This is a genomic window from Streptomyces sp. LMG1-1-1.1 (assembly GCF_040815545.1).
In the GTDB taxonomy this organism is placed as follows: domain Bacteria; phylum Actinomycetota; class Actinomycetes; order Streptomycetales; family Streptomycetaceae; genus Streptomyces.
Window position 1 is genome coordinate 79,669 of sequence record NZ_JBFPNH010000026.1, and the last position, 26,486, is coordinate 106,154.

At 71.7% G+C, this 26,486-nt stretch carries 26 protein-coding genes; 13 read left to right on the plus strand and 13 right to left on the minus strand.

Translation table 11 applies throughout. The features are described 5' to 3' along the window. Positions 1 to 26 precede the first annotated feature (26 nt). The 3 genes from MRBLMG1_RS15500 to hemL all read right to left on the minus strand — a co-directional run bounded on the left by MRBLMG1_RS15500 (position 27) and on the right by hemL (position 3,568). On the minus strand, positions 27 to 1,295 hold the full coding sequence (locus MRBLMG1_RS15500; protein ID WP_367824625.1) for a hypothetical protein: 1,269 nt from the start codon (positions 1,293 to 1,295) through the stop codon (positions 27 to 29). Between the two features lie 264 nt (positions 1,296 to 1,559). Beyond that, positions 1,560 to 2,264 carry a histidine phosphatase family protein gene (locus MRBLMG1_RS15505; RefSeq protein WP_367824583.1) on the minus strand — a complete coding sequence of 235 codons (705 nt, stop codon included), beginning with the start codon at positions 2,262 to 2,264 and terminating at the stop codon, positions 1,560 to 1,562. Beyond that, the gene (hemL, locus tag MRBLMG1_RS15510) at positions 2,261 to 3,568 is read right to left on the minus strand and encodes a glutamate-1-semialdehyde 2,1-aminomutase (protein ID WP_367824584.1); all 1,308 of its coding nucleotides are present in this window, start codon (positions 3,566 to 3,568) and stop codon (positions 2,261 to 2,263) included. The genes MRBLMG1_RS15505 and hemL overlap by 4 nt, the downstream gene beginning before the upstream one ends. 270 nt (positions 3,569 to 3,838) lie before the next feature. On the opposite strand from hemL, the gene MRBLMG1_RS15515 reads away from it, so the two are divergent. Continuing rightward, positions 3,839 to 4,441 (plus strand): hypothetical protein, encoded by a 603-nt coding sequence (locus MRBLMG1_RS15515; protein WP_367824585.1) that lies wholly within the window; start codon positions 3,839 to 3,841, stop codon positions 4,439 to 4,441. A gap of 123 nt (positions 4,442 to 4,564) precedes the next feature. Here MRBLMG1_RS15515 and MRBLMG1_RS15520 read toward each other — a convergent pair whose 3' ends face one another. Next, positions 4,565 to 6,523 carry an APC family permease gene (locus MRBLMG1_RS15520; protein WP_367824586.1) on the minus strand — a complete coding sequence of 653 codons (1,959 nt, stop codon included), beginning with the start codon at positions 6,521 to 6,523 and terminating at the stop codon, positions 4,565 to 4,567. 137 nt (positions 6,524 to 6,660) lie between these two features. Between MRBLMG1_RS15520 and MRBLMG1_RS15525 the strand changes: the two genes are divergently transcribed. After that, entirely contained in the window at positions 6,661 to 7,056 is a 396-nt protein-coding gene (locus tag MRBLMG1_RS15525; RefSeq protein WP_367824626.1) for a MerR family transcriptional regulator, read from the plus strand. 132 nt (positions 7,057 to 7,188) lie between these two features. Here MRBLMG1_RS15525 and MRBLMG1_RS15530 read toward each other — a convergent pair whose 3' ends face one another. Next, complete coding sequence (locus tag MRBLMG1_RS15530) at positions 7,189 to 8,016, minus strand: ABC transporter substrate-binding protein (protein ID WP_367824587.1); 828 nt, start codon at positions 8,014 to 8,016, stop codon at positions 7,189 to 7,191. 264 nt (positions 8,017 to 8,280) lie between these two features. Here MRBLMG1_RS15530 and MRBLMG1_RS15535 point away from each other — a divergent pair, with 264 nt between their 5' ends. Continuing rightward, positions 8,281 to 8,529 carry a hypothetical protein gene (locus MRBLMG1_RS15535; protein ID WP_367824588.1) on the plus strand — a complete coding sequence of 83 codons (249 nt, stop codon included), beginning with the start codon at positions 8,281 to 8,283 and terminating at the stop codon, positions 8,527 to 8,529. 148 nt (positions 8,530 to 8,677) lie between these two features. Here MRBLMG1_RS15535 and MRBLMG1_RS15540 read toward each other — a convergent pair whose 3' ends face one another. Continuing rightward, positions 8,678 to 9,256 carry a TIGR03086 family metal-binding protein gene (locus tag MRBLMG1_RS15540; RefSeq protein WP_367824589.1) on the minus strand — a complete coding sequence of 193 codons (579 nt, stop codon included), beginning with the start codon at positions 9,254 to 9,256 and terminating at the stop codon, positions 8,678 to 8,680. Positions 9,257 to 9,342: 86 nt separating this feature from the next. On the opposite strand from MRBLMG1_RS15540, the gene MRBLMG1_RS15545 reads away from it, so the two are divergent. Continuing rightward, positions 9,343 to 10,293: a DUF6597 domain-containing transcriptional factor gene (locus tag MRBLMG1_RS15545; protein ID WP_367824590.1), complete on the plus strand. Its 951-nt coding sequence runs from the start codon at positions 9,343 to 9,345 to the stop codon at positions 10,291 to 10,293. 14 nt (positions 10,294 to 10,307) lie between these two features. Beyond that, a complete protein-coding gene (locus tag MRBLMG1_RS15550) occupies positions 10,308 to 10,853 on the plus strand; it encodes a GNAT family N-acetyltransferase (RefSeq protein ID WP_367824591.1) in 546 nt (181 codons plus the stop codon). A 40-nt stretch (positions 10,854 to 10,893) separates the two neighbouring features. Here MRBLMG1_RS15550 and MRBLMG1_RS15555 read toward each other — a convergent pair whose 3' ends face one another. Next, entirely contained in the window at positions 10,894 to 11,346 is a 453-nt protein-coding gene (locus tag MRBLMG1_RS15555; protein WP_367824592.1) for a GNAT family N-acetyltransferase, read from the minus strand. Positions 11,347 to 11,496: 150 nt separating this feature from the next. Between MRBLMG1_RS15555 and MRBLMG1_RS15560 the strand changes: the two genes are divergently transcribed. Both MRBLMG1_RS15560 and MRBLMG1_RS15565 read left to right on the plus strand, forming a co-directional pair. Continuing rightward, a complete protein-coding gene (locus MRBLMG1_RS15560) occupies positions 11,497 to 12,348 on the plus strand; it encodes an NAD(P)H-binding protein (protein WP_367824593.1) in 852 nt (283 codons plus the stop codon). A gap of 176 nt (positions 12,349 to 12,524) precedes the next feature. Beyond that, entirely contained in the window at positions 12,525 to 13,262 is a 738-nt protein-coding gene (locus MRBLMG1_RS15565) for a Mut7-C RNAse domain-containing protein (protein WP_367824594.1), read from the plus strand. A 79-nt stretch (positions 13,263 to 13,341) separates the two neighbouring features. Here the strand turns inward: MRBLMG1_RS15565 and MRBLMG1_RS15570 are convergent, their stop codons facing one another. After that, on the minus strand, positions 13,342 to 13,827 hold the full coding sequence (locus MRBLMG1_RS15570; RefSeq protein ID WP_367824595.1) for a MarR family winged helix-turn-helix transcriptional regulator: 486 nt from the start codon (positions 13,825 to 13,827) through the stop codon (positions 13,342 to 13,344). A 31-nt stretch (positions 13,828 to 13,858) separates the two neighbouring features. Then, a complete protein-coding gene (locus tag MRBLMG1_RS15575; protein ID WP_367824596.1) occupies positions 13,859 to 14,419 on the minus strand; it encodes a TetR/AcrR family transcriptional regulator in 561 nt (186 codons plus the stop codon). Positions 14,420 to 14,513: 94 nt separating this feature from the next. Between MRBLMG1_RS15575 and MRBLMG1_RS15580 the strand changes: the two genes are divergently transcribed. Beyond that, positions 14,514 to 15,950, plus strand: coding sequence for an FAD-dependent oxidoreductase (locus MRBLMG1_RS15580; RefSeq protein WP_367824597.1), 1,437 nt, complete (start codon positions 14,514 to 14,516; stop codon positions 15,948 to 15,950). Between the two features lie 121 nt (positions 15,951 to 16,071). Here MRBLMG1_RS15580 and MRBLMG1_RS15585 read toward each other — a convergent pair whose 3' ends face one another. Next, positions 16,072 to 16,554 (minus strand): hypothetical protein, encoded by a 483-nt coding sequence (locus MRBLMG1_RS15585; protein WP_367824598.1) that lies wholly within the window; start codon positions 16,552 to 16,554, stop codon positions 16,072 to 16,074. Positions 16,555 to 16,720: 166 nt separating this feature from the next. On the opposite strand from MRBLMG1_RS15585, the gene MRBLMG1_RS15590 reads away from it, so the two are divergent. Next, on the plus strand, positions 16,721 to 17,485 hold the full coding sequence (locus MRBLMG1_RS15590; RefSeq protein ID WP_367824599.1) for an SDR family NAD(P)-dependent oxidoreductase: 765 nt from the start codon (positions 16,721 to 16,723) through the stop codon (positions 17,483 to 17,485). An 88-nt stretch (positions 17,486 to 17,573) separates the two neighbouring features. On the opposite strand, the gene MRBLMG1_RS15595 is transcribed toward MRBLMG1_RS15590, so the two are convergent. After that, positions 17,574 to 18,767, minus strand: a complete 1,194-nt coding sequence (locus MRBLMG1_RS15595) for an RtcB family protein (RefSeq protein ID WP_367824600.1) — start codon at positions 18,765 to 18,767, stop codon at positions 17,574 to 17,576. Positions 18,768 to 18,941: 174 nt separating this feature from the next. Between MRBLMG1_RS15595 and MRBLMG1_RS15600 the strand changes: the two genes are divergently transcribed. The 3 genes from MRBLMG1_RS15600 (at position 18,942) to MRBLMG1_RS15610 (ending at position 22,209) form a co-directional block, all read left to right on the plus strand. Next, positions 18,942 to 19,937 (plus strand): DUF3558 domain-containing protein, encoded by a 996-nt coding sequence (locus MRBLMG1_RS15600; protein WP_414721587.1) that lies wholly within the window; start codon positions 18,942 to 18,944, stop codon positions 19,935 to 19,937. A 136-nt stretch (positions 19,938 to 20,073) separates the two neighbouring features. Then, on the plus strand, positions 20,074 to 20,805 hold the full coding sequence (locus tag MRBLMG1_RS15605) for a DUF3558 domain-containing protein (RefSeq protein WP_367824601.1): 732 nt from the start codon (positions 20,074 to 20,076) through the stop codon (positions 20,803 to 20,805). A gap of 120 nt (positions 20,806 to 20,925) precedes the next feature. After that, positions 20,926 to 22,209, plus strand: a complete 1,284-nt coding sequence (locus tag MRBLMG1_RS15610; RefSeq protein WP_367824602.1) for a DUF2637 domain-containing protein — start codon at positions 20,926 to 20,928, stop codon at positions 22,207 to 22,209. A 111-nt stretch (positions 22,210 to 22,320) separates the two neighbouring features. On the opposite strand, the gene lysS is transcribed toward MRBLMG1_RS15610, so the two are convergent. Beyond that, a complete protein-coding gene (gene lysS / locus MRBLMG1_RS15615) occupies positions 22,321 to 24,045 on the minus strand; it encodes a lysine--tRNA ligase (protein ID WP_367824603.1) in 1,725 nt (574 codons plus the stop codon). Positions 24,046 to 24,245: 200 nt separating this feature from the next. On the opposite strand from lysS, the gene argS reads away from it, so the two are divergent. Next, positions 24,246 to 26,021, plus strand: coding sequence for an arginine--tRNA ligase (gene argS / locus MRBLMG1_RS15620; protein ID WP_367824604.1), 1,776 nt, complete (start codon positions 24,246 to 24,248; stop codon positions 26,019 to 26,021). A gap of 104 nt (positions 26,022 to 26,125) precedes the next feature. Here the strand turns inward: argS and MRBLMG1_RS15625 are convergent, their stop codons facing one another. Beyond that, positions 26,126 to 26,395 (minus strand): DUF1876 domain-containing protein, encoded by a 270-nt coding sequence (locus tag MRBLMG1_RS15625; RefSeq protein ID WP_367824628.1) that lies wholly within the window; start codon positions 26,393 to 26,395, stop codon positions 26,126 to 26,128. Between the last annotated feature and the right edge of the window lie 91 nt (positions 26,396 to 26,486).

Here is a 26,486-nt window from a genome sequence, read left to right on the forward strand (position 1 = left end):
CCCGAAAAGCCCCTTGTCAACATCTTCTAAGCGGTCGGGGTGGGAGAAGCGGGCCGCAGGAAGGTGTTCCAGCCGCCGGCGGGCTGCTGTCCCACTTCCAGGGTCCGCAGCCGGTCGAGGATCTGCGGGTCCTGGACGTCGAGCCAGTCGACGAACTGCTTGAAGGAGACGAGCCGGACGTCCTTCTTTCCGGCCATTCCCTTGAGCGCGTCCTCGACGGCGTCCATGTAGATGCCGCCGTTCCACTGCTCGAAGTGGTTGCCGATGTAGAAGGGCGCGCGATTCGACTCGTACGCGCGCGTGAAGCCGCCCAGGAGTGCGTCGGTGGCCTGCTTGCGCCAGCCCGGGTAGCGGGAGGGCATGCCCTTCGTCGTGTTCTTCGACTGGTTGGCGAGCATGTTGTAGTCCATGGACAGGACCTCGAAGGAGTGCCCGGGGAAGGGCACCGCCTGCAGCGGCAGGTCCCAGATGCCCTGGCGCTTGACCGGCCACGTCTGGCGGCCGCCGGGCGAGCTGGCGTCGTAGCGCCAGCCGAGCCGCTTGGCGGTGGGGAGCAGGTTGTCCTGGCCGAGGAGGCAGGGCGTACGGCCGCCGACGAGCTCCTTGGAGTAGTCGAAGGGGAGCGGGTCGAGGTCGGTCCAGCCGCTGTTGGTCTTCCATTCGGTGACGAACTTCATCGCCTGGTCGATCTCGCTCTGCCACTGGGCCGGGGTCCAGTTTCCGACGGAGCCGGAGCCGCCGCAGAAATGCCCGTTGAAGTGCGTGCCGATCTCGTGGCCTTCGAGCCAGGCCTGCCGGACGTACTTCAGGGTGTCCTTGATGTGGGCGTCGGTGAGGTAGCCGATGTCGGACGCGCCGACGCGGTTGTTCGGCGGGCGGTAGAGGTCCTTCTTCGATTCGGGCAGGAGGTAGATCCCGGAGAGGAAGAACGTCATCGCCGCGTCGTGGTTCTTGGCCAGTTCGAGGAAGCGGGGGAAGAGGCCGTTTCCGACCTCGCCCGCGCCGTCCCAGGAGAAGATCACGAACTGCGGCGGGGTCTGGCCGGGTTCGAGCGGGACGGGGGCGTCGGGCTGGTGCGGCTGCTTGCCGGTGTCGGCGGTGGAACCGTCGCCGATGAGCCGGGCGTCGTCCTTGGTCGGGGAAGGCGTCCCCGGGTCCGCCGTGGTGTCGCCGCCCTTGCCAGGTCCGGAACGCCCCGGCTTGTCCTCGTTCTTGCCACTGCATCCGGCGATACCGATGGCCGCCGCGGCGCCGACACCCGCCCCGAGCAGCCCCCTTCGACTGATCCCGCTGATCCCGCGCATGACTACCCCATTCGCGCTGACGTATGACCTGAACGTCATCCAAACCGACAATGAGTGAGATGCAGGGAGGAACACGGAGGTTCCGGGAAATAGCACAAAAATTTCAGGGCGGTCGGGTGACATGAACATCACCGACCGCCCTGAACTGTGGACCTTCGCCACCGCGCTGTCCAGTGGGGGCACGCAGCGGGGAGCTACTGGAAGCTTCGGCGCGGGGCTCCTGCGGGGAGCTCCTGCGGGGAGCTTCCTCGGGAACTAGGCCCCGAACGCCTTCGACTTGCCCTTGACCGGCTTCGCGCCCGCGAGCAGGTGCGCCGGGACCAGGTCCCGGGCCGGCTCGCTGTACCCGACCGAGACGATCTTGTCGCCCTGGTACGTGAACGAGGTCAGCGAGGCCAGCGTGCACTGCCGCCGCCGCGGGTCGTGCCACAGCCGCCGCTTCTCCACGAAGCTGCGGACGATCCAGATCGGCAGCTGGTGGCTGACGCACACCGCCTCGTGCCCCCGGGCCGCGTCCTTCGCCGCGTCGAGCGCGCCCATCATCCGCACGACCTGCTCGACGTACGGCTCGCCCCAGGACGGCTGGAACGGGTTGGTCAGGTGCTTCCAGTTCGCCGGCTTGCGCAACGCCCCGTCGCCGACGCCGAAGGTCTTGCCCTCGAAGACGTTCGCCGCCTCGATGAGCCGCTCGTCGGTGGCCAGGTCGAGGCCGTGCGCCTTGGCGACCGGCGTCGCCGTCTCCTGCGCCCGCTCCAGCGGGGAGGCGACGACGTACGTGACGTCCCGGTCGGCCAGGTGCTCCGCGACCCGGTCCGCCATCTGACGGCCCAGCTCGGAGAGGTGGTAGCCGCCGCGGCGCCCGTAGAGGACACCGTCCGGGTTGTGCACCTCGCCGTGCCGCATCAGGTGGACGACGGTGATGTCCTGATCGCTCTTCGGGGAGCTCGTCACGTCGCTCATGCCGTCGCCTCCGCGGCGGCACGGGCGGCGGCCGGCAGGGCGGCGGCGATCCGCTCGATCGCCCGCTCGTCGTGCGCGGTCGACACGAACCACGACTCGAACGCGGACGGCGGCAGGTACACGCCGTCGGCCAGCATCGAGTGGAAGAAGGCGTTGAAGCGGAAGGCCTCCTGCTTCTTCGCGTCGTCGTAGTTCCGCACCTCGTCGGCGGTGAAGAACACCGAGAACATGTTGGACGCGGTCTGCAGCCGGTGCGCCACGCCCTCCTTCGCCAGCGCGCCCGTGACCAGGCCCTGGATCTCCGCCGAGACCGCGTCCACCGTCGCGTACGCGGCCTCGTCGAGCAGCCGCAGCTGCGCGAGACCGGCGGCGGTCGCGACCGGGTTACCCGACAGGGTGCCCGCCTGGTAGACCGGCCCGGCCGGCGCCAGGTGCCCCATGGCGTCGGCGCGACCGCCGAACGCGGCGGCCGGGAAGCCGCCGCCCATGACCTTGCCGAAGGTCATCAGGTCGGGCTTCACGCCGTCGACGCCGTACCAGCCGGCCCGGCTCGTACGGAAACCGGTCATCACCTCGTCGGAGATGTACAGCGCGCCGTTCTCCCGGCACAGGTCCGCCAGGCCCTGGTTGAAGCCCTCGGCCGGCGGCACGACGCCCATGTTGCCGGGCGAGGCCTCCGTGATGAGGCAGGCGATCTCGCCCGGGTGCGCGGCGAACGCCGCCCGGACCGCGTCCAGGTCGTTGTAGGGCAGCACGATCGTGTCGCCGGCCTGCGCGCCGGTCACGCCGGGCGTGTCCGGGAGGCCGAAGGTGGCGAGACCGGAACCGGCGGCGGCGAGCAGCGCGTCCACGTGGCCGTGGTAGCAGCCCGCGAACTTGACGACCTTGGCGCGCCCGGTGAACCCGCGGGCGAGCCGGATGGCGGACATCGTCGCCTCCGTACCGGAGGAGACCAGGCGCACCTGCTCGACCGGCTCGATCCGTGCGACGATCTCCTCGCCGAGCGCGACCTCGCCCTCGCCGGGCGTGCCGAACGACGTACCGCGGGCCACCGCGGCCTGCACCGCGGCGGTGACCTCGGGGTGCGCGTGGCCGAGAATCATCGGCCCCCACGAGCAGACCAGGTCGACGTACTCACGACCGTCCGCGTCGGTGAGGTACGGACCGGAACCGGACACCATGAACCGGGGCGTTCCGCCCACGGCCCGGAAGGCACGCACCGGTGAGTTCACGCCGCCGGGCGTCACGAGGGAAGCGCGGTCGAAAAGCGTCTGTGAGACTGGGGCTTCGTATGAATACGGCACTGTGATCCTGACCTGCGAGAACGACTTCGGGCACGACATCGGGAACGGAGGGACGGTGGTGGACATCCTCTGTATTACGCCGGGGCGCTCGCCCTCCGCGTCTGCGAAACTGGGGCGTCAGAGGGATGGCTCACGGAATCCATGGTGTCAGAGGCCACGGCGTTCTTGCGGACAGGTGTTTCACCGTACGAACGCGGGGGAGGTCACTGACACGATGATCGGGTTGCGCGGCGGGGTCGTGTTGCCGAGAAAAAGCAGTCGGGTGGAGATATGCATCGCGGTGGCGGACTGGGCGAGGGGACGGGCGACCTGGGTCCGGAGTCTGCCCGGCGCGGGAGGCACCGGCGCCGGCGGACCGAGGACCAGACCGCGTCGGGAGGCCGGCCGAAGCCGGACCCGGCTGCGGACGCACCCCCGACGACCGGAGGCCGGAGCTTGGGGGTGACGTACAAGTACTTCGGCGCGCCCGACGGCGCCACCGCGGCCCGCGTCCCGATCTCGATGCGGCCCGAGGAACTCGGCGGGGACGAGCTCGGCATGGGCGGCATGTTCACCAAGATCAAGCCGGAGACCATAGCGGCCATGGTCCTCACCGGAATCCAGGGCATGCCCCTGCACAAGGTGCCCCCGCTGGAACTGGTCGTCCTCCACCCCGACTACGCCGTCGTCAAGCTGCCGATGACCGTCGTCGACCCGCTGCGCGGGATAGGCGAGGAATCGGTCGGCGCCGCCGCCTTCATCTGGTCCACCGTCCCCGACCGCGGCGGCCCCCGCGACGCCTTCGACGTCTACCAGCTCCTCCACGAATGGCAGGACTTCTCGGTCCGCCTCCACGAGGCCGGCCACCAGCCGTACTGCCTCGTCTGGCCCTGATCCCGTACGGGCGCGCCCGACCCTGGGCCCCGTACGGTCTCGTCCGAGCGTGGGCCCCGTACGGTCTCGTCCGACCCTGAGCCCCGTACGGTCCCGCCTGCCCGCGGGCGCCGTACGGTCCCTTCAGGGTGCGGTCGTGTCCGCGCGCCGGGCGTGCTCGGCGGCGAGCTCGCGGGCGGAGGCGAGCCGGTACGGCACGTCGATGACGACGACGTTCTTCATGAACAGCAGCCGCGTCTTGAGGCGCAGCGCGCTCTGGTTGTGCAGCGGCTGCTCCCACCAGCGCCCCACCACGTACTCGGGGATCACGACCGAGATCACCCCGTCCTCCTTCCGCTCCGGCGCCTCGCGCACGTGCCGCAGGACCGGCTGGACGATCGAACGGTACGGAGAGCTGAGCACCCGCAGCGGTACGTCGATGCCGTGGGCCACCCAGGCCGCGCGGAGCACCTCCGCGTCCGCCGGGTCCTCGGCGACGGTGACGGCCGTGAGGGAGTCGGGGCGCAGGGTCTTCGCGTACGACAGCGCCCGGAGGCTGGGCGCGTTGACCGAGGCCACCAGGACGAGGACGTGGTTCTCGGCGAGGGCGTGCGGCCGCACCCCGGGGCCGACCGCGACCTCGGCGGCGACCGCGTCGTAGTGCCGCTTCACGCCCTTCATCCCGGCGTAGAGCACCGGCATCGTGACGACGACGATCCAGGCGCCGTGGGTGAACTTCGTGATGAGGACGATGACGAGCACGACCGCCGTCAGACACGCGCCGAACGCGTTGATCGCGAGGCGGCGCCGGATGCGGTGCCGGTCGGCGACCCCGGCCGGCGTGGCGAGTTCTCGCCGCCAGTGCTTGACCATCCCCGCCTGGGAAAGGGTGAAGGAGACGAAGACGCCGATGATGTACAGCTGGATGAGGCGGGTCAGCTGCGCGTCGAAGGCCACGATCAGGACGATGGCGGCGAGCGCGAGGAGGACGATGCCGTTCGAGTAGACGAGCCGGTCGCCCCGGTGGAAGAGCTGGCGGGGCGCGTAGCGGTCGCGGCCGAGGACCGAGGCGAGCATCGGGAAGCCGTTGAAGGCGGTGTTGGCCGCCAGGATCAGGACGCCCGCGGTGACGGCCTGGAGCGCGTAGAAGAGCACGTGCCAGTCGCCGAAGGTGGCCCGTCCGATCTGCGCGAGCGCGGTGGACATCGGGGTGTCGGGGGCGAGACCGAGCTCGGTGGGGTCCTCGGCGACGTGGACCTCGTAGACCATGGCGAGCACCGTGATCCCGAAGAACATGGTCACCGACAGCCCGCCCATGATCGCGAGCGTCATGGCCGCGTTGCGGCTCTTGGGCCTCGCGAACGCCGGGACGCCGTTGCTGACGGCCTCGACGCCGGTCAGCGCGGTGCAACCGGAGGCGAAGGCGCGCAGGGCCAGCAGGACGAGCGCGAACCCCGAGTAGGTGGAGACCGCGTTCACGGGCAGGTCGGCGGACTCCGCGCGGATCGTCGTCCCCGTCCCCATCCGCACCGCCGCCACGGCGAACATCAGGTAGATGACGCCGATGAAGGCGTACGTGGGGATCGCGAACCAGCGCCCCGACTCGCGCACCCCGCGCAGGTTCAGCCAGGCCAGCACGACGACGAAGAACACCGACATGGCCACGGCGTGCCCGTCGAGCGAGGGCACGGCGGAGGTGATCGCGGCGACCCCGGAGACGACCGAGACGGCGACGGTCATCACGTAGTCGATGAGCAGCGCGGAGGCGGCCGTGAGGGCCGCGCGCTGCCCGAGGTTCTCGGCGGACACCACATAGGCCCCGCCGCCGCCCGGATAGGCGTAGCAGGTCTGCCGGTAGGAGGCGACGACGACGAGCAGCAGGATCACGATGCCGACCGCCGCGTACCAGGCCAGGTGGAGCACGGCGAGGCCGCCCAGGGCGAGGATCAGCAGGATCTCCTCGGTGGCGTACGCGACCGAGGAGAGCGGGTCGCTGCAGAAGATCGGCAGGGCGACCCGCTTCGGCAGCAGGGTCTCCCCGAGCCGACCGCTGTCCAACGGCCGACCCACGAGCAGGCGTTTCGCCGCACTTCCAGCTCTCATAAGTGCTGAAGTTAGGACGAATGGTATGTAATGCGCGGAAGCCGCGCCCTAGGGGAGCCGTACGCCCCGGGGAAGCCCCCAACGAGGAAGGACCACGCGTGAGCGGAGCACGAGGAGTACGCACGGCCGGCGCACCCATGCAGATCGGCGAGGTCGCCGCACGGACCGAACTGTCCCTGCGGACCATCCGCCAGTACGAGGACAGCGGTCTCGTCGTACCGTCCGCCGCCTCCCCCGGCGGCTTCCCCCTCTACACGGACGCCGACGTCTCCCGGCTCATGGTCGTCCGCCGCATGAAGCCCCTCGGCTTCACCCTCGACGAGACCCGCGAACTCCTCACCGCCGTCGACCGGCTCTCCGCCGACCGCGCCGGCACGGACACGGAGCTCGACCCCGACGACCGGGCCGCGCTCACCGCCCGCGTCCGCCGCTACGAGCAGGCCGCCGCCGAGCGGGTCGCCGAGCTGCGCACCCAACTCGCCCGCGCCGAGGAATTCGCCGACTCCCTCCGCACCCGCCTCACCCCGGCCTGACGCCCGGCCGGGGGCCCGCGCGGGGGACCCGGGACCCGAACCCGGCCGTCGACTTTCGACCGCCCGGCGGCCGTCAGGGCCGTAGGGCCGTCAGGCCGTGTCGTCAGGCCGTCAGCCCGTCAGGCCGTGTCGTCAGGCCGTCAGCGCTCGCGCGAGGTCGTGGAAGAAGCGCGCGTACGCGGCCGGGCTGGGCGGCGTCTCCGGGTTCCAGGGGGCGAGCCGCGCCGCGGCCGAAGCCCCGTGCGGCGGGGTGGCGTGCTCCCGGCTGTCGAAGAGGACGAGGCCGGGACGGAGTCCGGCTGCGCGGTCCCAGTCGGCGGTGAGCCAGTTGGCCCCCGGCCCGGGGCCCGGGTCGAGCAGCCGCACCCCGAGCTCCGCGAGCCGCGCCAGCTCGGGCCAGGCCTGCGGCCGGGCCAGGTGCACCTGGTCGGGACCCGCACCGGAGAGGGCGAGCACCCCGAGCCCGCTCCGGCCGGCCGCCTCCCGGAGGGCGTCCTCGGCGGCGCCGAGCCCGGACTCCTCCGGCGGGGCCGCCCCTAGTGACGCGGCCAGCGCGCCGAAGCGGTCGAGGATCGACGCGAGGGGCAGCTCGTTGCCGACGGAGAGCGCCACGAGCGGCACCCCGAGCCGCTCGGCGACCCCCTCGTCCAGCGCGTACGGGCTCTTCCCGTCGTAGGTCACGTCCACGACCACGTCCGGTCGCAGCTCCCGCAGCCGTTCCTCGTCCAGGGCCCGGCCCGGTCCGGCGTACGGGACCCCGGCCGCCGTGAGGCCGCCCGCCTTCGCCGGATCGAGCACCTCGCCGTCGTGCCCGGACCCGTAGACGGCGACCGGTGTCACCCCCAGGTCGTGAAGGGCCGCTCCGGCCCGGACGTACGCGACCACCCGCCGTGGCACGGCGGGCGCACTCGGCTCCGTACCCCTGTCGTCCGTGAATCCCCATGCCTGTGCTCCGGACATGCGGCAGCTCCCTCCCCGGCCGGATTCTCCCTCTCCCGTCACCTTGAAGCGGTTCTCCGGCCCGCACAAGAGGGCCTGCGACCGACGGGACACCACCACGACCGGCCGGGACTTCGGTCCCGAACCCCCCTGCCGAAAGTCCCCCAGGGTGGTGTTAACTGAACAGATCGGGAGGAAGCAGAAGGAATCACCGTGCCTCCGTGCACCCGCGCCACCTGCCGGGGCGCGCGGATCACGGACCACCCTCACGTCCTGGAGTGAGCCATGTCCCTGCCCGGCCAGCTGTCCGACCCCCGGGTCCTCACACTCTTCGGCGTCCTCGCCCTGTCGACGGTCGTCTGGCTGACGCTGGGCCTTCGCGCCCGCGCCCGCGACCGCCGCGGCCGGGCGAGCACCCCGCTCGAACGCGTCTGGCACCCGCAGGAGTCCGTCGCCCTCACGCCCGCCGAAGAGCACGCCTTCGGCCAGGTCGCCTCCCGCCTCTCCCCGGGCTCCCCCGGCCGCCTGCGCTGACCACCACGGAGCCCCGGACGTCACCGTCCAGGACCCCGGTCCCCCTGCCGCGGTCCCACCAGACAGGCCCGCGGCCCTACCGAGCGCACGCGCCACGGCCCTACCGAGCGCACGTGCCACGGCCCCACCAGGCGCGCGGGTCGCGGTCCTACCAGGCGCGCGGGTCGCGGCCGGTCGTCGCGAGGAGGCGGTGGAAGGCGGTGGCCCCCTCCGGCAGGTCGACGGCCTCCCCGAAGACGCTCATCTTCCGGGCCATCGGCGCCATCCGCTCCACCTCGTCCACGAGCCCCGCCACCACGGCCGGGTCCGGATCGAAGGGCCGCCCGGTGGCCCGCGCCAGGTCCCAGGCGTGCACGGTCAGATCGAGCAGCACCATGGACCCGACGGTCCTCGCGGGCAGCTCCATCGCCCCCGACGTGCCCTCCTCCGCACCGGGCGCCGCCCAGGCCTCGACCAGCTTCCCGGTCTCGGCCCCGAACCGCGCCCGCCACCCGGCCTCGGCGACCCGGTCGGGCGTCACGGAGAAGTCGGGCGTCCGCTTCGCGGCGAGGGCCTGGAAGTTCACCACGACGGAGAACAGGTGGTTGAGCAGATCGCGCACGTCGTACTCGGCGCACGGCGTGGGCGCGCCGAGCGAGGCGTCGTCCGTGCCTTCGACGAGGGGCGCGGCCTGCGCGGCGGCGGTGTTCAGCAGGTCGGCGATGCGGGGCGTGGCCTGGTTCGTCATGAGAACGACGCTAGGCGAGCATGCCCGCGCCGGTCTTGAAGAAACGCGCCATGCCGCGGCCAGGTCCCCGATCTAGCATGCGGGACATGTCCGCCTCCGCTCCCCGCCGGGACACCCGGGGCATCGTCGACCCCGCCGAGCTGCTCTCCCGTGTCCGCTTCCGCCGCCACACCCCGGCCCCGGCGCTGCAGCCCTACCTGGAGCACTACTGGCTCATCGACTGGGACCTGTCCGAGCCGTACGCGACCCACGTCGTCCCGCACCCGTCGGTGAACATCGTCTTCCAGCGGTACGGCCCACCGGGCGGCCCACCGGACGCGGCCGAGTCGTCCGCCGAGGTCTCCGGGATCGGACTCGGCCTCTTCACGCAGAAGTTGACCGGCACCGGCCGGGTCTGCGGCGTGCAGTTCCGTCCCGGCGGTTTCCGCCCCTTCGCGCCCGCGTGGCCGGTGTCGACCTGGACGGGCCGCCGGGTCCCCCTCGCCGAGGTGTTCGGGCTCGCGGACCCACCCGCTGCCGAGCCGGTCGGGGACCGGGACGCCGGTCCGATCGCCGCCGAGCCGGTCGGGGAGGAGAACCCACGTGCCGCCAAGCCGGTCGGGGACGGGGACGCCGGTACGATCGCCGCCGTCCTCACCCCCGACGCCGACCACGCGCGCGTGGCGGCGCTCGACGCCTTCCTGCTGGCCGTGGGGCCGGCCCCCGACCCGGCCGCCGAGCAGGCGATGGAGCTGGTGGAGCTGATCCGCTCGGACCGCGGTGTCCGCAAGGTGTCCCAGCTGGCCGCCGCGTCCGGCCTCTCGGCGCGCTCCCTCCAGCGGCTGTTCGCCTCCCACGTCGGCGTCGGCCCGAAGTGGGTGATCCTGCGCTACCGCATCCACGAGGCCCTGGAACGGGCCGAGTCGGCGGAGGCCGCGGACTGGGCCGGACTCGCGGCCGAGCTGGGCTACAGCGATCAGGCCCATCTCGTACGGGACTTCACGGCGACGATCGGGGTGTCGCCGACCGCGTACGCCCGCGGGTTGTCAGTGCCCTGACCTACCGTTCGGGCATGGACGACGACACCTCACGCGTACGCCTGGAGGCCTGGTCCGAGGAGGACGCGGACCTGCTGCGGGCCCTGAACTCGCCCGAGTCGACGCACCACCTCGGCGGCCCCGAGACCGAGGAGCAGCTCGCCCGGCGCCACCGTCGGTACGTGGACCTGAGCGCCGACGGCACGGGCGCGGGGCGGATGTTCCGGATCGTGCTGCTGCCCGAGGAGACCGTGGTGGGCAGCATCGGCTACTGGGCGCAGACCTGGGACGGCGTGCCGGTGTACGAGACCGGCTGGTCGGTGCTGCCGGGCTTCCAGGGCCGCGGCCTGGCGACCGCCGCCACACGCGCGGTGGTGGAGCGGGCCCGGGCCGCGGGCCGCCACCGCCACCTGCACGCCTTCCCTTCGGCGGACAACGCCGCGTCGAACGCGGTGTGCCGCAAGGCGGGGTTCGAGCTGCTCGGCGAACGGGACTTCGAGTACCCGCCGGGGCGCCCGATGCGCTGCAACGACTGGCGGGCCGACCTGGGGAAGCAGCCTCAGCAGCCCTCGCACCCCTAGCAGCCTCAGCAGCCTCAGGGGGCGTCCCCAGGAGGCGTCGCTACGAGGCGGCGTCGTCCGGCGCGGTGAGCGGCCGGGTGAAGTGGAAGGCCACGATGTCGAAGCGTTCGCGCAGGTAGAAGCGGTGGGCTCCCGTGCGGTGGGTGCCGGAGTCCAGGTTGAGCTCGTGGCAGCCGGCCGCGCGGGCGTGCGTGTCCAGGTGCGCGACGAGCGCGTGGCCGACGCCGGTCGAGCGGTCGACGGCTGCGGTCACCAGGTCGTCGACGTAGAGCTTGCGCAGCGAGCTGGTGTTGTTGACGATCCGCCAGCCGGCCGCGCCGACGCAGCGACCGCCGTCCGTGTAGGCGGCGCTGAACCGCAGGCCCTGGGGGTGTCCGGCCTCGTAGACCTCGCGGAAGAGCTCCGGGGTGAGGTGCGGGCGGAGTTCGGAGAGGACCGGCAGGAGGTCGCTCTCCAGGCGGGGGTCGCCGGGCTCGAGGTCGATGATCTTCATGCCGGGACGGTACCCCAGGTTTTTTCGGGGTTGACGGAGACGGCCTCCTCGCGGATATTTATCTGCGTAACGCAGATTATTCGCTGCGCAGCAATGACGGTAATGGCACACGTGCGCCGCGTGCCGCGCCGCCCTCCGAAAGGACACCCCATGACCGTTCTCGTCACCGGCAGCCGCGGCCGCGTCGCCACCACCCTGCTCGGCCTGCTCGACGCCGCGGGCATCAAGGCGAAAGCCGCCTCCAAGCACCCGGAGGACCTCTCCCCACCCGGCGGCGCCGAGACCGTACGCTGCGACCTCACCGATCCGGCCACCTTCGACGCCGCCCTGACCGGGATCGACTCCGTGTTCCTGTACGCCGATGCCACCCATGCCGAGGCCTTCGCCGACCGGGCGCGCGCCGCCGGCGTCGAGCACGTCGTCCTGCTGTCCTCCAGCTCCGTCCTCGCCCCGGACGCCGCCGAGAACCCCATCGCCGCCTCCCACCTCGCGGCCGAGCGCGCCCTCTCCGCCGCCGCGGCCACCGGAGCGTTCGAGGCCACCCACCTCCGGCCGGGCGCCTTCGCCACCAACGCCCTGCAATGGGCCGGCGCGCTCCGGACCGGGCAGGCACCGGCCCTCCCCCACCCGCGGACGCACGGCGATCCGATCCACGAGCGCGATGTCGCCGAGGCCGCCCTCGCGGTGCTCACCGATCCCCGGCTGCGCGGCTCCTCGTACCTGCTGACCGGCCCCGAGTCGCTGACCTTCACCGAGCAGCTGGCGATCATCGCCGAGGTGACGGGACGGCCCGCGCCCCATACCGCCGTCACCCCAGCGGAGTGGAAGCAGTCGGTCGCCGGCTTCATACCGGAAGCGTTCGCGGACGCCCTCCTCTCCTACTGGGCCTCGCACGACGGCCGGCCCGTCCCCCTGACCCGTACCGTCGAGGAGCTCACCGGCCACCCGGCCCGCCCCTTCGCCACCTGGGTCGCCGACCACGCCGAGGCCTTCCGCCCCTGACGCGCCCCGGCCACTCCGGGCCGCCACCCGACGCGCCGAGCCACCCCGAGCAACCACCCGACGCCCCGGCCACCCCGGGCCGCCCCCCGGCGCCCCGCCACCGGGCCCCTCGCCACAGCCCACACCCGGGGCGAATTCCCTGGCCGTCCGGCTCGCCCCGGTGACATCCTGTCCCCGTGAACGGACCGGAGATCCAGATCAGTTTCGCCCCCGACCTGCGGGTCTTCGTCGCCTCGGAGCGACGCTCGGGCCGCACCCCGGTGACCACCGACGGCAGCTCCTCGCTGGGCCATGTCGTGGAGTCGCTGGGGGTGCCGCTCACCGAGGCCGGACGGCTCCTGGTCGACGGCCGCCCCGTCGACACCTCGCACGTCCCGGCGGCGGGCGAGACGGTCGAGGTGGAGGGCGTGGCCCGTCCGCAGCCGGTGCCCGGCGCACCGCTCCGGTTCCTGCTCGACGTGCACCTCGGCACGCTGGCCCGGCGGCTGCGGCTGCTCGGCGTGGACGCGGCGTACGAGAGCGAGGACATCGGCGACCCCGCCCTCGCCACGCTCTCCGCGCGCGAGCGGCGCGTCATGCTCTCGCGCGACCGCGGCCTGCTGCGCCGCCGCGAACTGTGGGCGGGCGCCTACGTCTACAGCGATCGGCCGGACGACCAGCTCCGCGACGTCCTGGAGCGGTTCGCCCCGCCCCTCGCACCCTGGACGCGCTGCACCGCCTGCAACGGCGAGCTGACCGACACCGACAAGGACGCCGTCCGCGAGCGCCTCGAACAGGGCACCGAGAAGACCTACGACGTCTTCGCCCAGTGCGCGGCCTGCGGCCGGGTCTACTGGCGCGGCGCCCACCACGCCCGCCTGGAGGAGATCGTCGCCGACGCGGTACGGGAGTTCGGCGGCGCGACGACCGCCTGACCGACCGCGAGGCGGGCCGGGTGGTCGGGCCGGGCCTGGACGGGCCGAGGCGGCCCGGATCCGAGCGGGCCCGGTCGGGTCAGTCGAGCTCGCCGCCGCGCAACCGCTCGATCTGGGCGGCGCTCACCTCGACGGTGCGCCGCATGTGGGCGATGAGCAGGGCGACTTCGGCGTCGGTGTAGACGTCGAACATCGTGCCCCAGGTCCCGTTCAGCTTCCGCCACAGGGCACCGAGCTCCTCCATCCGCGCGGGTTCGAGCGCCACGAGGACCCGCCGGCGGTCCTCGGTGTCCCGCTCGCGCGTCACGTACCCGGACCGTTCGAGGCGGTCGACGAGCCGGGTCGCCGAGCCCGTGGTGAGCCCGGTCAGCTCGGCGACCCGCCCGGTGGTCACCGGGCCCTCCTCCAGGCTGAGCAGGTTCAGACACTGCACATCGGTCGGGTGGAGCCCCAGATGATCGGCGACGGCCTGGTTGAACAGGGCATAGGCGGCCATGTAGCGCCGGGCCTCCCCGAACAGCTCGGTCATGAGGGCCTCGCGCCGGGCGGAACTCTTCTGCGTCATGCAGAGATTGTACGACCCAGGAACCGCCGCATCACGGCGCTTCCGCCGTCAGATAGCGCTGCACGGTCGGCCCCAGCCAGGCGACGATCTCGTCGGTGGACATCTCGACGGCCGGCGGCAGCCTCAGCACGTAGCGGGCGAGCGCCATCCCGAGGATCTGCGAGGCGACCAGCGCCGCCCGGCGCGGGGCCTCGTCCGGGTCGGGGCAGACCCCCACGGTGACGGGCCCGAGCTGTCGGGCGAAGACGGCCTGCATGCGCGCGGCCCCGGCCTCGTTGGTGACCCCCACCCGCAGCATCCCGGTCAGGACCTCGTCCCGCTCCCAGCGCTCCAGGAAGTGGGCGACGAGGACGGCCCCGATGTGCCGCGCCAGCAGGAGTCCCAGCTCGGGGAGGTCGAGCTCGATCTCGGAGGCGGCCGCGAACAGCCCCTCCTTGTTGCCGTAGTAGCGCATGACCATCGACGGGTCGATCCCGGCGTCGCGGGCGATGGCCCGGATGGTGGCGCGCTCGTACCCGTCGGAGGCGAAGCGCTCGCGGGCGGCCTCCAGGATGGCGGCCCGGGTGGCGTCGGAGCGGCGGACGGTCGTCATACCAACGACTGTAGGCCAACGGGTGTTGACATGCCAACAGGGGTGGGCCTACCGTCGTCAACAAGCGTTGGCAAACAGCCGTTGGCCAACGAGCGTGGACCCCTTGGAGGCAGCCATGAGCACCACCACGGACACGGACGTACTCGTCGTCGGCGCCGGCCCCACCGGCCTGCTCCTCGCCGGCGACCTGGCCGCCGCCGGCATCGACGTCACCCTCGTCGAGCGCCGCCCGCACGGCCTCGGCAACCTCACCCGGGCCTTCGGCGTCCACGCCCGCACCCTGGAGCAGCTCGACGCCCGCGGCCTCGCCGACGAGCTCGTCACCACCGGCACGACCCTCACCCACGCCCGGCTCTTCGGCCGCCTCGACCTCGACCTGACCCGCCTCGCCACCCGCTTCAACCACCTGCTCGTCACCCCGCAGTACGAGGTCGAGCGCCTCCTGGAACGCCGGGCGGTAGCCGCCGGCGTCACCTTCCGGTACGACACCGAGCTCCGCGGACTGCACCAGGACGCCGACACGGTCACCGCCGACCTCACCGGCCCCGACGGCCACCTCACCCTCCGCGCCCGCCACCTGGTCGGCGCCGACGGCGTCCGCAGCGCCGTCCGCTCCGCCCTCGGCCTGCCCTTCCCCGGCCGCTCCGTGATCCGCTCCATCGTCCTCGCCGACGTCCGGCTGACCGAGGAGCCCGCCGAGTCCTTCACCGTCAGCGGCTCCGGGAAGACCTTCGGCTTCCTCGCCCCCTTCGGCGACGGCTGGTACCGGGTGATGGGCTGGGACCGCACCCGCCAGGTCCCCGACAGCGAGCCCGTCGACCTCGACGAGGTCCGCGAGATCGCCCGGCTCGCCTTCGGCACCGACTACGGCATGCACGACGCCCGCTGGATCTCCCGCTTCCACAGCGACGAGCGCCAGTCCCCCGCCTACCGCGTCGGCCGGGTCTTCCTCGCCGGCGACGCCGCCCACGTCCACTCCCCCGCCGGCGGCCAGGGCATGAACACCGGCCTCCAGGACGCCGCCAACCTCTCCTGGAAACTCGTCGCGGCCCTCCGCGGCGAGGCACCCGACACCGAGGCCCTCCTCGACAGCTACCAGTCCGAGCGGCACCCCGTCGGCGCCGCGGTACTGCGCAGCAGCGGCGCCATCGTCCGCCTCGCCATGGCCCACACCCCGCTCACCCGCACCGCCCGCTCCCTCGCCGCCCGCCTCCTCGGCGCGATCCGCCCCGCCACGAACCGAGCCATGGGCATGATCAGCGGAATCGCCATCGCGTACGCACCCACACCCGGCACCGGCCGCCCCTCAGGCCGCCGTGCACCCGACATCCACCTCCGCGAAGGACGCCTCTACGAGCTGCTCCGCCAAGGCGAGTTCGTCCTCATCACCCCGGAAGGAACACCCCCGGCCCTCCCCCCGACCGCACCCGTCACCCCCAAGCACCTCACCCGCGCCACCTGGACGGACCCGACCAAGCGCGCCACCGTCCTCATCCGCCCCGACGGCTACGTCTTCTCGGCCGACCACTGACCGGTCGCCCCTCGGAACACGCCAGAGCACGCCAGAACAGGCCACACCACACCCACACCCACACCCACACCCACACCCACGCCCACGCCCACGCCCACGCCCACGCCCACGCCCACCGACGTCAGAAGACGTACGGGTCCCCGGTGGCGAGCACCAGAACCCGGTGCCGGTCGTTCCTCGGGTTCCGGTCGGCCACCCCGTCCCGCCAGGCCGTGGTGATCTCCACCGTCAGCTCGTCCGGCATCCCCGCGGTCCGCAGATCCAGCGCCAGCTCCCCGACGCCCCCCACGGCCCGCAGCTCGCCGGTCCGGCACGACACCACCCGGTCGCTGCTCCACAGACAGACAGGCGGCAGCTCCTGGCCACCCGCCATCGGCTCGGAGAACGCGAGCCTGACCGTCGCCTGGGAGAGATCCGAGGGCCCGTGGTTCTCACTGACCAGCCACACACCGAGCCTCCCGTCCCAGAGGGAGACATGACCGTGATGGGACAGATCCGCCTCGGGCCCGGCCTCCTGCCCCACGGCGCCGGCACTCGCCCCCGCGCCCATCACCACCGCGGCCGCGAGAGCGACCCCGAGCACACCCTTTCGCAATCCACGCATAGGCCCAAAATACCCACCTACCATCACATCTTCTGACAACCCATCAGCCCGCGTGTCCCGGGCACCCGACCCCCACCCCAGACGCCCCGCGAGCCCCCCGCACCCCGGCCCCACCTATCCTGACCGGGCGATCGACGTAATCGACCACCTGCGCGAGGAGCACGTCATGACCGGCCCCGGTACCCCCATCGCCGTCATCACCGGAGCAAGCAGCGGAATCGGCGCCGCCACCGCCAGGCAGCTGGCCGCCGCCGGCTACCGCGTGGTCCTCACCGCCCGCCGCAAGGACCGCATCGAGGCCCTCGCCGCCGAGATCAACGAGGCCGGCCACCAGGCCACCGCGTACGCCCTCGACGTCACCGACCGCGCCGCCGTCGACGAGTTCGCCGGCGCCTTCCGCACCCTCGCCGTCCTCGTCAACAACGCCGGCGGCGCCCTCGGCGCCGACCCCGTCGCCACCGGCGACCCCGCCGACTGGCGTCAGATGTACGAGGTCAACGTCATCGGCACCCTCAACGTCACCCAGGCCCTCCTCCCCGCCCTCACCGCCGGCGGCGACGGCACCGTCGTCGTCCTCTCCTCCACCGCCGGCCACTCCACCTACGAGGGCGGCGCCGGCTACGTCGCCGCCAAGAACGGCGCCCGCGTCCTCGCCGAGACCCTCCGCCTCGAAATCGTCGGCACCCCCGTCCGCGTCATCGAGATCGCCCCCGGCATGGTCAAGACCGACGAGTTCGCCACCACCCGCTTCCGCGGCGACACCGACAAAGCCGCCAAGGTCTACGCCGGCGTCTCCGCCCCCCTCACCGCCGACGACGTAGCCGACACCATCACCTGGGCCTGCACCCGCCCCCCACACGTCAACATCGACCTCCTCGTCGTCCGCCCCCGCGCCCAGGCCTCCAACACCAAGATCCACCGCGAACTCTGACGCGTCCGGGTGAGACCACCCGCCCACCGCACGGAAAACGGGGTGCCACCGAAGTGACACCCCGTTCCGTTCCGGGTCGTTCCCGAATTCAGCCCTTCACACAGATGACCTGCTTCAGCTTCGCGACGACCTCCACCAGGTCGCGCTGCTGGTCGATGACCTTCTCGATCGGCTTGTAGGCGCCCGGGATCTCGTCCACGACACCGGAGTCCTTGCGGCACTCCACGCCACGTGTCTGCTCCTCCAGGTCCCGCGTCGAGAAGCGCCGCTTGGCCTCGCTCCGGCTCATCTTCCGGCCGGCGCCGTGCGAGGCGGAGTTGAAGGACGCCGCGTTGCCCAGGCCCTTCACGATGTACGAGCCCGTGCCCATCGAGCCCGGGATGATCCCGAACTCCCCGGAGCCGGCCCGGATCGCGCCCTTACGGGTGACCAGCATGTCCATGCCCTCGTACCGCTCTTCCGCCACGTAGTTGTGGTGGCAGGAGATCACCGGGTCGAAGGTCACCCGCGCCTTGCGGAACTCCCGGCGAACGACCTCCTGGAAGAGCGCCATCATGATCGCGCGGTTGTACTTCGCGTACTCCTGCGCCCAGAAGAGATCGTGCCGGTAGGCCGCCATCTGCGGGGTGTCCGCGACGAAGACCGCCAGGTCACGGTCGACGAGGCCCTGGTTGTGCGGGAGCTTCCGCGCTTCGCCGATGTGGTACTCGGCCAGCTCCTTGCCGATGTTCCGCGACCCCGAGTGCAGCATGAGCCAGACCGCACCCGACGTGTCGATACAGAGCTCCACGAAGTGGTTTCCGCTTCCGAGCGTTCCCATCTGCTGTCGCGCCCGTTCATGACGGAACTTCACCGCGTCCGCGACCCCGTCGAACCGCGACCAGAAGTCGTCCCAGCCCGACGTCGGGAACTGGAACAGCCGCTTGGGGTCCACCTCCGTGCGGTGCATCCCGCGCCCGACGGGGATGGCCTGCTCGATCTTGGAGCGGAGTCGGGAGAGGTCGCCCGGCAGGTCGTTCGCCGTGAGGGACGTCTTGACCGCCGACATGCCGCAGCCGATGTCCACACCGACCGCCGCCGGACAGACCGCGCCCTGCATCGCGATGACGGAGCCGACCGTCGCGCCCTTGCCGTAGTGGACGTCCGGCATGACGGCGAGGCCCTTGATCCAGGGGAGCGTGGCCACGTTGCGCAGCTGCTGCATGGCGCCGCCTTCGACCGTGGAAGGATCGGCCCACATGCGGATCGGTACGTTCGCGCCGGGCACCTCTACGTACGACATACTTCCTCGATTCCCCCGAAAAGTCTGATAACGCAAAAACCGGAGCCAAAGCCCGTACAGGTGACAGCGGACCGGCATCAACAGCTGCGTGTGCGATAGACATTGTGTCCACCGGCCGGGTTCGCGCGGCAAACAGTTTTCGGGAAAGACTTCGGGAGAAGGGAGCCTGGGACCGTGCAGCGAAAGAGGTACGCCCCCGGTCGCACCGGGTCCACGGCTCGCAGCGGGTCCACGGCTCGCAGCGGGTCCACGGCCCGTACCGCCGTCGCCCTCGCCAGCGTCCTCGGGCTGGGCCTCGGGCTCGGCCTCACGGGGTGCTCGGCCGGCGCGCCCGCCGACGACATCACGGTCGACGCCAAGGCCGGCCCCGCCGCTCCCGTCGCGCCCCCCGGTCGCTACCGCACCCTCTTCGAGCCCTGCGGCTCCGTCCCCCAGGCCACCCTCAAGGACCTGCTGCCCGGCGCCGCCTCGCTGCCCGACAACGAGCGCGACAAGGCGTACCGCGGCACCGCCGCCGTCACGTACGACACCGACCGGCGCGTCGGCTGCACCTGGCGGGCCGACGGCCCGGACACCTCGCACCGGCTGACGCTCGACATCGAGCGGGTCGTCTCGTACGACACCGGCGTCAGCGACGCCGACCGCGCGCAGTCCGTCTTCACCGCCAAGCAGCTCGAAGCGGGCATCCCGCTGGCCCCGACCGCTCCCCCGTCGCCGACCGCCACGACCCCGACGCCGACACCGACGGCCACCGCGACCACGTCGACCCCGTCGGCCACCGCGACCACGTCGGCCACGTCGGCCACGGCGAAGACCGGAGCCCCGCTCACCACCTCGGGCAAGCCCCCGGCGACCAAGGCGCCTGCGACCGGCGCCACCCCGTCCGGCGCCGGCTCCGCGGACCCCACGCCGACGTCCGCCTCCACCGGCCTGGAACCGCGCCTCCTCGACGACCTCGGCGACATCGCGTACCTCGACGACGTCCTCGGCAAGGTCGGCGCGAACGGCCATCAGCGTGTCGTCAGCGTGGTCTTCCGCACATCCAACGTCATCGTGACCGTCTCCTACCGGGAGCAGACGACCGGTTCCACCGAGGCCCCCGACAGCAAGGAACTGCAGGAAAAGGCCCGGAATCTGGCCCGGCTGCTCGCCGAGCGCCTGGAGGAGTAGCCGTCCGGCTCCACCCCGTGAGCGGTCGGCGACCACGTAACGTGTCGGCGTACCCGTGACCGTCCGCCATGGCCACGGCCATGGCCGACCCCACCGGACCGTCGGCCGGACCGTACGACAAGCGACTGAAGGAACCATGCAGCGATCAGCTCCGCGACTCTCCCGCATACTCGCCTGCGCCGCCGTCCCGGTGATGCTCGTGGCCGCCGGCTGCTCCTCCGACTCCGGTGACTCCGGCAAGGGCACGGGGCAGGGCACGACGTCCGCCTCCTCGTCCGCGACCCCGTCGCCGAAGCAGTCGACGAAGACGGTCGAGCCCGCGAAGTTCGCGAAGCTGCCCGACGTCTGCAAGTCGGTGTCCGCGAAGACGACGGCGTCCCTGGTCCCCAAGGCCAAGACCAAGAACGGCACGCCGGCCGCGTCCAGCGACCTGGCCAGCCGCGGCGGCTGCTCCTGGAACGGCCTGGACGACAAGGGCGTGAAGGGTTCGCACTACCGCTGGCTCGACGTGTCCTTCTACCGCTACGAGTCGGACGCCTCGCTCGGCAGCGGCCAGGAGCGCGCACAGGAGAACCTGGCGAAGGAGGTCGCGAAGGTCCAGGAGACCCCCGGCGCCAAGAAGCTCCGCACCACGACGGCCGCCGGCATCGGCGACGAGGCGCAGGCCGTCGCCTACCAGCTGCGCAAGACGGACGAGGACTTCGTCTACGCCTCGATCGTGGCCCGCACGGGCAACGTGCTGGTCCTCCTCTCGTACAACGGTGCCGGTTACGCGGGTGCCGCCGCTCCCACGGACAAGGCCGTCATGGACGGTGCCGTGAAGGCGGCCAAGGAGGCCGTGGCGGCTGTCGCGGCGGCGAACAAGTAGTCACAGACCAGCGCATATCGGCACATTGAAGCGGAGCCCGTCCCTCCCCCGGGGGCCGGGTTTCGCGCGCATGTGCCACTCTGTGCGCGCCGGATGTCGTTTGACGGGAGGGGATCGCGGGTGGCCGCGATGCAGCTGACACGCACACACCGAATACTCATCGGCCTCGTCATCGCCGGTGCGCTGATCATCGCGGGAATCGGTTTCGCGGGCTCGTACGCCGCCGTGCGTGAGCTCGCCCTGCAGAAGGGCTTCGGCACCTTCTCGTACTTCTTCCCCATCGGCATCGACGCGGGCATCTGTGTGCTGCTCGCTCTCGACCTGCTGCTGACCTGGCTGCGGATCCCGTTCCCGCTGCTGCGTCAGACGGCCTGGGTGCTGACGGCGGCGACGATCGCCTTCAACGGGGCGGCCGCCTGGCCGGACCCGCTGGGCGTCGGCATGCACGCGGTGATCCCGGTCCTGTTCGTCGTGGCGGTCGAGGCCGCCCGGCACGCGGTGGGCCGGATCGCGGACATCACGGCCGACAAGCACATGGAGGGTGTGCGCATCACCCGCTGGCTGCTGTCGCCGGTGCCGACCTTCCGGCTGTGGCGCCGCATGAAGCTCTGGGAGCTCCGCTCGTACGAGCAGGTGATCAAGCTGGAGCAGGAGCGGCTGATCTACCAGGCCCGCCTCCAGGCCCGCTACGGCCGCGGTTGGCGTCGCAAGGCCCCGGTCGAGGCCCTCATGCCCCTGCGTCTGGCCCGCTACGGTGTCCCGCTGGCCGAAACCGCCGCCGCGGGCCTCGCGGCGGCGGGCATCGAACCCGCGGTGCTGCCGCCGCAGCCCCAGCCGGTGGCTCTGGCCCAGGCCGAGCTGCCTTCCCCGGCCCAGCCGGTGGCGACGGTGCCGCAGGCCGCCGTGCCGCAGCAGCTGCCGCACCCCGGGGTCCCGCACCCCGGTGTTCCGCACCCCGGGCTGCCGCCCGTGGAGGGAGAGCCGGTGCCGGTGAACCACGACAGCCCGTGGTTCGACACGCAGCAGGTCACCCGCGAGACGTACGAGGGCACGTACAACCCGCAGATCGTCGAGGGTCTGGAGCCCATGCCGGTCCCGGTGCCGCAGGGGCCGGAGGACGTGCCGCCGCCGGGTCCGGAGGCGTTCGTCGAGTACCCGGAGTACGTCGAGGAGCAGCCGCGGGAGCCTCGGGACGAGGAGTTCGAGGACGTCGTCTACAAGGTCCTGGAGACGTACGTGATCGAGTACGGCCAGGCCCCGAGCGAGGCCGAGCTGGCGCAGCTGGTGGCCGAGCAGTACGGCCTCCAGGAGTTCCCGCCGTCGGACATCGACCTGCTTCGGCAGGCGGTTCCGAGGGCGGAGGAGCGGGTGCAGCAGGCGCGGGCGGACGTCGACATCCCGTAGACCCGTGGGGTACGTGAAGAGGGCCGCTCCCGGAGTCCGGGGGCGGCCCTCTTCACGCGTTCACGTCACGTCACGTCACGTCACGTCATCGGCGGACGCTCGCACTCGGGCTCACGCGCCGAGCAGCTTGCGCACCCGGTCCGCGCCCACGGCGAGGAGCAGGGTGGGCAGGCGCGGCCCGGTCTCCCGGCTCACGAGGAGCTTGTAGAGCAGGGCGAAGAAGGCGCGCTGGGCGAGCTTGAGCTCGGGCGTCGGCTTGGCCTCGGCGTCGAGTCCGGCCATGAGCTTGGGGACGCCGTAGACGAGCGTGGTGAGCCCGTCGAGCGACCAGTGGGTGTCGAGGCCCTCCAGGAGGAGTCGGAGGGACTCGCGGCCCTCGTCGTCGAGGGAGCCGAGGAGTTCGGCGTCGGGCTCCTCGCGGACGATGGTGCGCTGGTCGGCCGGGACCTGGTTGGTGATCCAGTTCTCGGCGCGGTCGAGACGCGGCCGGACCTCGTCGAGCGTGGTGACCGGGTTCTCGGGGTCGAGCTCGGTCAGGATCCGCAGGGTCTGCTCGTCGTGGCCGGCGGTGATGTCCATGACCGAGGCGAGGGTGCGGTACGGCAGCGGGCGGGGCGTGCGGGGCAGCTCGCCGGCGGCCGTGCGGGCGGCGCGGGAGTGCGCTGCGGCGTCGGCGGGCAGCACGCTGCCGTCGGCGACCTTGGCCTCCAGCTTGTCCCACTCGTCGTAGAGCCGCTGGATCTCCTGGTCGAAGGCGATCTTGAACGACTGGTTGGGCTTGCGGCGGGCGTACAGCCAGCGCAGGAGCTGCGGCTCCATGATCTTCAGCGCGTCGGCCGCGGTGGGCACGCCGCCCTTCGAGGACGACATCTTGGCCATGCCGCTGATGCCGACGAAGGCGTACATGGGGCCGATGGGCTGCACGCCGTCGAAGATGTCGCGGACGATCTGGCCGCCGACGACGAACGACGAGCCGGGCGAGGAGTGGTCGACGCCGGAGGGCTCGAAGATGACGCCCTCGTACGCCCAGCGCATGGGCCAGTCGACCTTCCAGACCAGCTTGCCGCGGTTGAACTCGCTGAGCTTCACGGTCTCGGCGAAGCCGCAGTTCGTGCAGGTGTAGGCCAGCTCGGTGGTCTCGTCGTCGTACGAGGTGACCGTCGTCAGGTCCTTCTCGCACTCGCCGCAGTACGGCTTGTACGGGAAGTAGCCGGAGGCGCCGCCGGAGCCGTCGTCCTCGCTCGCCGCGCCGGAGCCCTCCTCGGCCTCCAGCTCGGCCTCGTCGAGGGGCTTCTGCGACTGCTTCTTCGGGGCCTTCTTCGTCCGGTACTGGTCGAGGATGGCGTCGATGTCGCCGCGGTGCCTCATCGCGTGCAGGATCTGCTCGCGGTAGGTGCCCGCGGTGTACTGCTCGGTCTGGCTGATCGGGTCGTACTCGACGCCCAGCTCGGCCAGCGACTCGACCATGGCGGCCTTGAAGTGCTCGGCCCAGTTGGGGTGGGGCGAGCCGGCCGGGGCCGGGACGGAGGTCAGCGGCTTGCCGATGTGCTCGGCCCAGGACCCGTCGATGCCCTCGATGCCGTTCGGCACCTTGCGGAAGCGGTCGTAGTCGTCCCACGAGATCAGGTGCCTGACCTCGTGGCCGCGGCGGCGGATCTCGTCGGCGACCAGGTGCGGGGTCATGACCTCGCGGAGGTTGCCCAGGTGGATCGGGCCGGACGGGGAGAGGCCGGAGGCGACGACGACCGGTTTGCCAGGCGCACGTCGCTCCGACTCGGCGATGACCTCGTCCGCGAAACGGGAGACCCAGTCGGTCTCGGTGCTGCTCTGAGCCACGGTCGTACGTCCTTCTTCCTGAGGGGTTCTGCCTGACAGCCCTACGAGTAGCCATTCTCCCAGACGGAACGGCGGTCTCCGAGGTTGTCCACAGGACAGCCCTCTCCAGAGTTGTCCACAGGCGGGGAAATCGCGTTGCTGTCCCATGGGACACTTGACAAGCGAATCAGACCAGACGAACTCAACAGGAACGGAAGCTCATGGCCTCGGTCCCTTCCCTCGCTTCGACCGTGCAGCAGCGCCTCGCGGACGGCCTCTCGGCGGCTCTGCCGGACGCCGCCTCCGCCGACCCGCTGCTGCGACGAAGCGACCGGGCCGACTTCCAGGCCAACGGCATCCTGGCGCTGGCCAAGCAGCTCAAGGGCAACCCGCGCGAGCTGGCGACGAAGGTCGTCGAGGCGATCCCGGCGAACGACGTCCTGAAGGAGATCGAGGTCTCCGGCCCCGGCTTCCTGAACATCACGGTCACCGACGCGGCGATCGTCGAGACCCTCGCGGCCCGTGCCGCCGACGCGCGTCTCGGCGTGCCGTTCAACGAGTCGGCCGGCACCACGGTGATCGACTACGCCCAGCCGAACGTGGCGAAGGAGATGCACGTCGGCCACCTGCGGTCCGCCGTGATCGGCGCCGCGATGGTCGAGATCCTGGAGTTCACGGGCGAGACGGTGGTCCGCCGCCACCACATCGGCGACTGGGGCACCCAGTTCGGCATGCTCATCCAGTACCTGATCGAGCACCCGCACGAGCTGGACCACAAGGCCGAGGACGGCGCGGAGGTCTCCGGCGAAGAGGCCATGTCGAACCTGAACAGGCTCTACAAGGCCTCGCGTGCCCTCTTCGACTCCGACGAGGAGTTCAAGACGCGGGCCCGCGCGCGCGTGGTCGACCTCCAGGCCGGCGACGAGGCGACGCTCGCGCTCTGGCAGCGCTTCGTCGACGAGTCGAAGATCTACTTCTACTCGGTCTTCGACAAGCTCGACATGGACATCCGCGACGGTGACGTCGTCGGCGAGTCCGGCTACAACGACATGCTGACGGAGACCTGCCGCATCCTCGAGGAGTCCGGCGTCGCCGTCCGCTCCGAGGGCGCGCTCTGCGTCTTCTTCGACGACGTGAAGGGCCCGGACGGCAACCCGACCCCGCTGATCGTCCAGAAGTCCGACGGCGGTTTCGGCTACGCGGCGACGGACCTCTCCGCGATCCGCGACCGGGTGCAGAACCTCAAGGCCTCCTCCCTGCTGTACGTGGTGGACGCCCGCCAGTCCCTGCACTTCAAGATGGTCTTCGAGACGGCCCGCCGGGCCGGCTGGCTGAACGACGAGGTCAAGGCCGTCCAGTTGGCCTTCGGCACCGTCCTCGGCAAGGACGGCAAGCCGTTCAAGACCCGTGAGGGCGAGACCGTCCGGCTGGTGGACCTGCTCGACGAGGCGGTCGACCGGGCGACGGCCGTCGTCCGCGAGAAGGCCGAGAAGGTGGGCCTGACCGAGACCGAGATCGTCGAGAACGGCCAGTTCGTCGGCATCGGCGCCGTGAAGTACGCCGACCTGTCGACGTCCGCCGCGCGCGACTACAAGTTCGACCTGGACCAGATGGTGTCGCTGAACGGCGACACGTCGGTGTACCTCCAGTACGCGTACGCGCGGATCAAGTCGATCTTCGGCAAGGCCGGCGACCGCGTCCCCGCCGCCCACCCCGAGCTGGAGCTGGCCCCGGCGGAGCGCGCGCTCGGCCTGCACCTCGACCGGTTCGCCGAGACGGTCTCCGAGGCCGCCACCGAGTACGCGCCGCACAAGCTCACCGCGTACCTGTACCAGCTCGCCTCGCTGTACACGACGTTCTACGACCAGTGCCCCGTCATCAAGCCGGAGCCGGCGAAGGAGGTCGCGGAGAACCGCCTGTTCCTCTGCGACCTGACCGCCCGCACGCTCCACCAGGGCATGGCCCTCCTCGGCATCCGGACGCCCGAGCGCCTCTGATCAACCGAGCGGCTCTGATCTACCGCGCGCCTCTGATCCCGGCGCGCCTCTGATCAACCGAAGCGAAGCCCCCGGCACGGTGTCCCGTGCCGGGGGCTTCGTCGTCACCGGAGGCTGTGCGAAGTCCGGCCCGACGCCTCGTCGATCTCCTTGTGTGCCTTCTGGAGCAGCTGCGAGGCCAGGTCCATCAGCGCGCGTGCGCCGGCGATCTCCTCGCCCACCCTCAGCTGCTCCGAGTCGGAGGGGTGCCGGTTGGCGGTGCCGCGCGCCCGGAACTCGGTCCCGTCCGTGAGCCGGACCATCGCCGCCGCCCGCGTCTGGTCGCCCTCCTCCTTGAACTCCATCTCCACATGCCATCCGACAAGCGTGTGCATCATGAGGACCACCTCCGCGAGGGACCTGTCGGCTACCCCTCCAGAGTGCGCCGTCCCCCGCACCCCCACCACTCGCCCCCGCCGCCTCCGC